General features: G+C 74.0%; 7 protein-coding genes. 4 read left to right on the top strand and 3 right to left on the bottom strand.

All coding sequences use genetic code 11. From position 1 onward, the window contains the following. Nucleotides 1-58 precede the first annotated feature (58 nt). From FF041_RS24780 to FF041_RS24765, 4 genes are all read left to right on the top strand, one after another. Nucleotides 59-1,126, top strand: coding sequence for a polyprenyl synthetase family protein (locus FF041_RS24780; RefSeq protein WP_153524874.1), 1,068 nt, complete (start codon nt 59-61; stop codon nt 1,124-1,126). A gap of 248 nt (nt 1,127-1,374) precedes the next feature. Beyond that, complete coding sequence (locus FF041_RS24775; protein WP_153524873.1) at nt 1,375-2,733, top strand: cytochrome P450; 1,359 nt, start codon at nt 1,375-1,377, stop codon at nt 2,731-2,733. Between the two features lie 44 nt (nt 2,734-2,777). After that, nucleotides 2,778-3,905 carry a terpene synthase family protein gene (locus tag FF041_RS24770; protein WP_153524872.1) on the top strand — a complete coding sequence of 376 codons (1,128 nt, stop codon included), beginning with the start codon at nt 2,778-2,780 and terminating at the stop codon, nt 3,903-3,905. Nucleotides 3,906-4,071: 166 nt separating this feature from the next. Next, nucleotides 4,072-4,599: an RICIN domain-containing protein gene (locus FF041_RS24765; RefSeq protein ID WP_153524871.1), complete on the top strand. Its 528-nt coding sequence runs from the start codon at nt 4,072-4,074 to the stop codon at nt 4,597-4,599. Here FF041_RS24765 and FF041_RS24760 read toward each other — a convergent pair. The 3 genes from FF041_RS24760 to FF041_RS24750 form a co-directional block, all read right to left on the bottom strand. After that, a complete protein-coding gene (locus FF041_RS24760; protein WP_323392623.1) occupies nt 4,574-5,587 on the bottom strand; it encodes a GlxA family transcriptional regulator in 1,014 nt (337 codons plus the stop codon). The genes FF041_RS24765 and FF041_RS24760 overlap by 26 nt on opposite strands. Beyond that, a complete protein-coding gene (locus FF041_RS24755; RefSeq protein ID WP_153524870.1) occupies nt 5,584-6,135 on the bottom strand; it encodes a cysteine hydrolase family protein in 552 nt (183 codons plus the stop codon). Before FF041_RS24755 ends, FF041_RS24760 begins: the two co-directional genes overlap by 4 nt. A 246-nt stretch (nt 6,136-6,381) precedes the next feature. Continuing rightward, nucleotides 6,382-8,328, bottom strand: a 1,947-nt coding sequence (locus FF041_RS24750; RefSeq protein ID WP_194292164.1) for a helix-turn-helix transcriptional regulator, incomplete at its 5' end; no start/stop codon positions are given.

The following is an 8,328-nucleotide window of genomic DNA, read 5'->3' as shown; positions in this document are numbered from 1 at the left end:
CGCCGCCTCCCCCGAGCGCATGCCCGTGAGCCTCCCAACCCCCCCCCCGGAGAGCAGCATGGCCACCGCCCTGCCCGACCCCCTCTCGCCCCCCGCCGGCGCGGCCCCCGGCGACCGTCCGCGCGCCGCCGACCAGGACGCCCGGCTCGCCGACCTGATCGAGACCGAACTCAACGGGTCCCTCCCGGCCGTCACCGCCCTCGGCCTCGGCTCCGCCGCCCGGCACGCCCTGCTGCCCGCGGGCAGACTGCTCCGCCCCCTGCTGCTGGTACGCAGCGCCCTCGCGGTCGGCGGCGCGGTCGGTCCGGTACTGCCCGCCGCGGTGGGACTGGAGTGCGTCCACGCGGGCAGCCTCGTCCATGACGACATCATCGACGGCGACCGGACGCGACGCGGAAGACCCGCCGTCCACGACCGGTTCGGCCCGGCTACCGCGATCGTCACGGGCAACGCCCTCTTCTTCTCCTGGTTCGAGGCGCTCTGCGAGTGCGCGGCACGCGGAGTGCCCGAGACCAGGGTCGCCGCCGCCTGCCGGATACAGGCCGAGGCCGGACGCCGGATCTGTGAGGGCGCGGCCCGGGAACTGACGCTGGCGGGCCGTCTCGACACCGCCGTCGACGACTATCTGGAGATGGCCCGTCTGAAGACCGCGGTGCTCATCTCGGCCGCCTGCCGCATCGGCGCGGTGCTCGCCGGGGGCCGCACCGCGGACACCGAGGCGCTCGCCGCCTTCGGCGAACACCTGGGCATGGCCTTCCAGATCCGGGACGACCTCCTGCCCTACGGCCGGTCCCCGGGCGCGGCGGGCAAGCCCGCCGACAGCGATCTGCGCAATCAGCGCCCGACGCTGCCCGTACTGCTCGCCCGGGACCGCGCCTCCGCGTCCCAGCGCGCCGAGCTCCGCCGGGCGTTCGCCGCCCTGCCGGACCCCATGACCGCCGCGCTCATCCGCCGTCTCGTCGTCACCACCGACGCGCACACCGCGGCTGCCCGGCTCGCCGAGAAGCACGCCGCCCGGGCCTTCAGGGACCTGGCCCGGCTGCCGGAGACCGCCCACCGCCGAAGGCTCGCGGCGCTCGCCGTCACCGCGCTCGGCAGGGCCGGGCCCGCCCGCCGGCGCCCATGACGCGGCGACCGCGCGCGCCCTGAGCCCCCGGGACCGCCGGCCGAAGGCTCAGCCAGGAGACCGCTGCCCGAACGACCGCTGCCCGGACGACCGCTGCCCGGACGACCGCTGCCCGGACGACCGCCGGCCGGTCGGCCGCCGGCCGCACCAGCGGAGTCACGCCGCCGCACCAGCCGCCGTACACCGAGAAAACGGGGCCTGGCCCCATGGCCCCGGTCTCCGGCCCCGAGGACTGCCAAGGAGTGGTCATGAGCACCGTCATACCGATCGCCGCCCCGCCCCGGGGGATGCCGCTTCTCGGGCACGCCCTGTCGCTGCTCCGCGACCCCCTGGGGGTCATCACCGCACTGCCCGCCCAGGGGGATCTGGTCCGGCTGCGCCTCGGGCCGCGGGAGATCGTCGTGGTCTGCGATCCCCTGCTCACCCGTCAGGTCCTGATGGACGACCGCACCTTCGACAAGGGAGGCGCGCTGTTCGAACGGGCCGCCGAGGTGCTCGGCGACGGCATGGTCACCTGCCCGCACGCCCGCCACCGGCGTCAGCGGCGGCTCGCCCAGCCGTCTTTCCACCCCAGCCGGGTGTCCGGCTTCGGCGAGGTGATGGCGGATGAGTTCGACACCGCCTCCCGGTCCTGGCACGACGGCCAGATCATCGATATGAGCAGCGAGCTCGCGACGCTGACCCTGCGGATCGCGGTGCGGACGATGTTCTCCGCGGCGCTGCCCCCCGACGCCGTCCGGGGCCTGGTGACGGACTTCTCGTATCTCGTGGAGAGCGCCATGCGGCGTACCCTGGCGCCGCGCTCGCTCACCCGGATTCCGACGCCTGGCAACCGGCGCTACGAACGGGCGCGTCTCCGCTGCCGACGCGTGGTCGGCGACCTCATCGCCGAGCGCCGCGCCGAGGGGACGGACCACGGCGATCTGCTCTCCTCACTGCTGCTGGCCCAGGACCCGAACAGTGCGGAGGGGCCCGCCGCCATGAGCGACCAGGAGGTGAGCGACCAGGTCCTCACCTTCTTCTTCGCGGGGTCGGAGACCGTCGCCGGAGTGCTGGTCTGGGCGCTGTCCCTGCTCGCGCGGCATCCGGACGTCGAGGCCCGGCTCCATACGGAGGTCGACGCCGTCCTCGCGGGCGCTCCCGTCACCACGGCCGATGTGCCCCGGCTCGAACTGACCGGACGGATCGTCTCCGAGACGCTGCGGCTGCACCCTCCCGCCTGGCTGCTGTCCCGTGTCGTCACCCGGGACACCGAACTCGGCGGAGTCCCGATGCCGGCCGGCACCGAGATCGGCTTCAGCCCCTACCTCATCCACCGCAGACCGGATCTGTACCGGGACCCGGATGCGTTCGACCCGGACCGCTGGCTGGGCACGCCGCCCGCCCGCGCCGCCTACATCCCTTTCAGCAGCGGCGCCCGGATGTGCATCGGCGACCGCTTCGCGCTGCTGGAGGCCGGGCTGGCGCTCGCCGCCATCACCTCCCGCTGGAGCCTGCGCCAGCTCACCCCGCACAATCCCCGGCCCTCCATGAAGGGCATGCTGAGCCCGAACGAGATGCGGATGCGGATCGTCGCGCGCCCCCGGGCCGATGGCGGCGGGCGCTGAGCCCGCGGCGACCCACCACCACGACAGCCGAAAGGACTCCGCCCATGCTCAAGCCGTGCCCCGGGCTCACCCCCGGCACCCGTGTGCGTCTCCCGGAGATCGGCCACTACCTCTTCTGCGAGCTGCACCCCGACCACGCGGCCATCATCAGGGAGAACGACGACTGGACCGCGGGCGCCCTGCTCGCCGGCCGTCCGGCCGACGAGATCGCCCGGACCCGCGAGATCCTGGGCAGCCAGCTGACCTGCATGGCCTATCCGCACGGCGACCGCGACCGGGTCTACGACATCTGCAACATCACCGACTTCGGCTTCGTCGTCGACGACGATCTCGCCCGTATGCTCGGCCCGCACGGCTGGACCGGGACCGCCGCGCGGCTGACGGTCGACCGCTATGCGGAGGCCATCTGGGAGAGCGCCCTGGGCAAGACCCCGCCGGACGCCCCGTTTCCCCCCGAGGCCGTACGGGAGCTCTTCGGCCGGATCCGCTCCCGCGTCGGCGAGGACTTCTTCGAGCGGCTGCTGAAGGGCATGGCGTCCTGGCTGGCGGAGGGCCAGACGGAGGAGCTCGCCCCCGTCGTCGCCGATCACCCCGACCCGCTGGCCCCCTATCTCCGGCTCCGGCGCAAGAGCGCGGGATGCGTCGCCTACGAGGGCTACTCCCAGTACGTCCTCGGCATCGAGAACCTCGCCGACGCCCTGGCCACCGAGGAGGTCCGCGCGTACCACCGGGCCACCACCGCCTCCTGGGTGCTGCCCAACGACCTCTTCTCCTTCCGTACCGAGTGCTTCGGCGGGGACCACAACAACGCCGTGTGTCTGCTGCGCCGGGTGCGAGGGCTGAGCCTTCAGGAAGCGGTCGACGACGTCGCCGCCCGGATCGGCGCGGCACAGCTGGACGTTCTGGAGCAGTACGACAGGATCACGGCGTCCCCGCGGGCCGGCGCCGAACTGGAGACGTATCTGCTGACGCTTCAGCACGTCGCCGCCGCGAATCTCCGGTGGAGCTATATGACGCCGCGCTACCACGGGGAGAACTTCCGGTGGAACGGCGTGCTCAGCGGTGAGCTGACCCTGGACCCCGGCCACACCCGCTTTCCCGCCGTCGTCCCCGTTCCGCGCCCGGCGGTGCACAGGCTGCTTGAGGCCGGAAGCCCGAGCCCGGGGGCCTGAGGCCGAAGAGCCCTGAACGGCCCCGCAGGACCGTCTGTCAAGGAACGCGCCGTCCGGTTCGGTCGAAGGAGTGGACCGGGCGGCGTGTCGGTTCGCTCGGGGAGAGGCATGGACAGAGCACCTCCGAGAAGACGCCGCCGGCGTCTGTCGAGGAAGAGGTGACCTGGTGCGTTCCACCCCGATGACCAAGGCACGGCGGGCATTCGCCGCGGCGGCCGTGCTGGCCGCCGCCGTCCTGGCGCCTCCCGCCTCAGCAGCGCAGCCGGCCGAGACGGACCGGGCGCGGGCGGACTTCACCGCCCGGATCATGACCTTCGCGGACAAGTGCGTCGATGTGCGCGGAGGCAGTCTCGGCAACGGCGCGCTGATCATCCAGTACCGGTGCACCGGGGAGGTGAACCAGAACTTCAGAGTCGTCGATCAGGGCGGCGTCGTCCAGATCAGAACGTTCGCCAACCGATGTCTCGATGTGGCGGAGGGCAGTACCGGCAACAACGTGCCGATCCTGCAATGGGATTGCACCGGGTCGGTGAACCAGAGGTTCCGTATCGAGTATCTCAGCAGCGGCGAGGTGTACATCAAGACCTTCGCCGACAAGTGCCTGGATGTACGGGGCGCGAGCACCGGCGATGGCGCCCAGATCATCCAGTACCAGTGCACCGGACAGTTCAACCAGCGCTTCCGCCTGAGCTGAACCGCCGCCGGGCATCCGCACCGCCGGCCGGCTGGAGCCGGGGCTGTGAAGACGCTCCCTGGTCCGTCCGGGCGGGCGGAGTCTCGCGGGCGCGCAGCCGGCGCAGCATCCGGGCGTCCTCGAAACCCACCTGGCGTGCGGCGGACTCGGCCGTGGCGCCGTGGTCGGTGAGATGCCGGGCGCGCTCCAGCCGCAGGGTCTGCTGATAGCGCAGCGGGGTGAGCCCGCCGGTGGCCCGGCCGAACAGCCGGGTGAGGGTCCGCTCGCTGACTCCGCCGCGGGCCGCCAGACAGGCCAGCGGCAGCGGTTCGGTGAAGCGCGCGTCGATCAGGTCCTGGACGCGGTGGACGGTGTCGTCCAGATGGGCGCGGTGCCGCAGCATCGCGCTGGTCTGCGGCTCATGGCCGTTGCGCCGGGCGTAGACGACCATGCCGCGCGCCACCTGGGCGGCGAGCGCCGGACCGTGCCGGACCGCCAGCAGATGCAGCGCGAGATCGATGCCGCTGGCGATCCCCGCCGAGGTGACCACCCGGTCGTCGGAGGTGAACAGCACATCCCGCACCACCGTGGCCCGGGGATGGAGGGACGCCAGCTCGTCCTGGAGATCGTGGTGCGTGGTGCACCGGCGTCCGTCCAGCAGCCCCGCCCGGCCCAGCGCGTGTGCCCCCGCGCATACGCTGGCGACGGTTCCGCCCGCCGTGTGGTGCGAGCGCAGCGCGCTGAGCGCCGCCGGGTCCGGCACCGGTCCGGCGCACAGGGTCGAAGCCCGCCATCCCGGCACCAGAATCAGATCGTCGGGGGCCAGCTCGGGCCAGTCGGTGCGCGCGGTCAGCGGCAGCCCCTGGGCGCTGACGATCTGCTCCCGCTCCGCGACATAGCCGAGGCGGTACGGCTGCCCGAAGTCCGCGGCCGTGCTGAACACCTGGGCCGGTCCGGCCAGATCGAGCAGATGGACTCCGGGCAGCAGCAGAAAGACGACCTGGCTCACGCCGTGACCGCTCCCGTTTCCCGCTCCAGTCCGGCCACGGTCGCGATCCTGGCGAACCGGTCGCGCAGGACCGCCTCCGTACGCTCGACGATGTCGTCCGCGCTCAGCGAGCCGATCGGCTCCGTCGTCGTCGCGTCGGTGACGAACACGACCCGGTAGCCGAGATCGCTCGCGAGCCGGGCGGTGGTCTCCACACACTGCTCGGTACGGATGCCGCAGACCGTCACCTCGCCGACGCCGGCGGAGGTCAGCAGCTGTTGCAGCGGGGTGGTGGTGAACGCGTTGTGGGAGGTCTTGTGGAGCACCTGCTCATCGGGGGCCGGGGCCGTCAGCCCGTCCATCGGGCGCACATGGCCCAGTGCCGGGTCGAAGACGCCTCCGCTGCCGGGCTCGGAGTGCAGCACCCAGATCACCTGATCGCCCCGCTCACGGAAGAGCCGCACCAGCCGGTTGACCGGATCGGCGATCTCCGGCCGGGCGATCCGCGCCCACTCCGGGCGGGCGCGGAAGGACTCCTGGACATCGATCACTAGCAGCGCTTTTCTCATGCCCCCAGTCTGACCTGGGGCGGCGTCGCGGTGGCAGTCCCGATCCAGGCCCGCGCCGGAACGATCCGGTCAGGGTCCGGGATTGTTCCGATCCCGGTCCATGCCCATGCCTGCCCCCGCTCCGTCGGTCTTCCGGCCGTGGTCCGCCGGCGGAGCGAGTCCGCGGTGCCTACGGCCGGAGCGGGTCCCGGCGGGCCAACAGCCGCGACCGTGGCCCGATCACGCGCCGTCCCGGGGTCGACGGGCTCACTCCCGCCCGGCGCGGAGCCGCGACGGCGTCAGCTGCGAGCGCCCGGTGACTCCCAGCTTGAGGTACACCCGGGTCAGATGCTGCTCCACCGTGCTCACCGTGATCACCAGCCGGGTGGAGATCTCCCGGTTGGTGTGCCCGTTCGCCGCGAGGGAGGCGACCCGCCGCTCGGCCTCGCTGAGCACCGTGCCGTCCTCCCCGCCGCTCTTCGGCGGCCCGGCCGTGAGAGCCGGCCCCGCGCCGCCGTCGCCCGGCGCGACCGTCCGCAGCAGCCGGGGATCCGCGCGGCACTCCCTGGCGGTCGACACGGCGAGCCGGGCGGTGGCACGCGCCCGCTCCCGCAGCCCCGCCGCCCCCTGGGCAGCCGCCAGATCGGCGAGGGCACGGGCGAGTTCATACCGGTCGCCGCAGTGGGTGAGGACGCCCACGGCCTCGTCGAGGATCGCCGGCCGGAGGCGTACGTCGCTGACCGACGCCAGCAGCCGCAGGGTGACTCCCCTCGCCCGGGACATGCCCAGCCGGTTCCGCGCCAGCTGCTCGTCGACGAGGGCGCGGGCCCGGGCCAGGTCGCCGAGTGCCAGACACGCGCCCGCCGCCTCCGCCCGCCAGAGCAGATGTCCGGGCGCGTCGACTCCCCACGCGGTCAGCCGGGCGCCGCAGGCGAGGAAGTCGCCGAGCGCCGCCCGGAACCCGCCCGTCGCCGCGTGATGGCGCCCTCGCGCGTAGAGATACGACGGTCCGAACAGCGAGGAGAGGAAGGCGTCCGGCGCCGGTCCGCGCAGCAGCTCGGCCGCTTCGGCGGGCCTGCCCATCGCCGTGAGAGCCGTGATCAGCGTGCTCAGCGGGGCCCCGGCATGGCCGCCCCAGCCCTCCAGGGTGATCCGGTCGACAGCGGTACGCGCCTGTGCCTCGGCGTCGGCCAGCGCGCCCCGGCGCAGCGAGATCTCCGCCGACACGGCGGCGAACAGCGCCTGCCAGCCCGAGGTGTGCGGACGGGCGGCGGCCTGCCTCAGCAGGCGCGCGCTCCATCGCGCCGCGCTGTCGCACCGCTCCTGGCAGACCAGGGCCAGCAGCGCGGAGCAGAGGGGTTCCAGGGTCCGGCCGTCCAGCGCGAGCGTTTCGAGGATGTGTTCCGCGTGCGCGGCGGTCTCCTCGCAGGCCGTCCCGGTCAGCGCCTTCAGCAGCACCTCCGTACCGGGCTCCGGGGGCCCGCCGTCGGGGAAGGGCGCCCCGGGCCGGCCGGCCCGGTCCCTTCCGTTCCCGGCGGGCGGCGGCCGGCGCCGGGAGAGGGGCGGAGGGGCGAGGGCGAGCCGTCCACCGGGGACGCCCGCGGGCCGCGCCGCGGCATGGGCTTCCCCGGTGTCCGTACCGGCGGGCCGCCGGACCCGTTCCGCCGTCTCCACGGGCCGGCCGTGCCAGCTCAGATGCCGGGCCGCGCGGGTCCCGAGCCCGGCGCCCAGCCGTCCGGTGCGCAGGGCGTCCGCCAGTTCGGGCAGATGACGCCGGGTCAGCGCGGGGGAGATCCGCCATTCGGCGTCGGCGAGTTCGAGCAGGGCCTCGGCGCGCAGCGCGTCGCCCCGCAGCGCGTCGGCGATCAGCCCGAGGTACTCGGCCGCCAGGTCGGCGCGGTCCTCGGCCAGCAGCTGCCGGGCGGCCTCCCGCAGCACGCTCCGCGCCCAGGGGCCGTCCGCGTCGCCCGCGTCCGCGAGCCGCTCCGCCACGACGCGCGCGGGCGCTTCGGCACGGTGCAGCAGCCGGGCCGCGCGCGCGTGCAGCCGGGGCAGTCCGGCGGCCGGTGCGTCATCCCGTACGGCCGCGAGCGCCGCAGGATGCCGGAAGCGTCCCGAGACGAGCGCCCCGGCGGCCTCCAGCGCACCGACCGACTGCCGCACCTCGGCCCCGTCGATCTCCAGCAGCTCCGCGACCAGCGCGGGCGTCGCCGA

Source organism: Streptomyces jumonjinensis (assembly GCF_009600885.1).
GTDB lineage: Bacteria > Actinomycetota > Actinomycetes > Streptomycetales > Streptomycetaceae > Streptomyces > Streptomyces jumonjinensis.
Note: the sequence above shows the minus strand (reverse complement) of the source record. Positions and strands in the feature narration are given on the sequence as shown.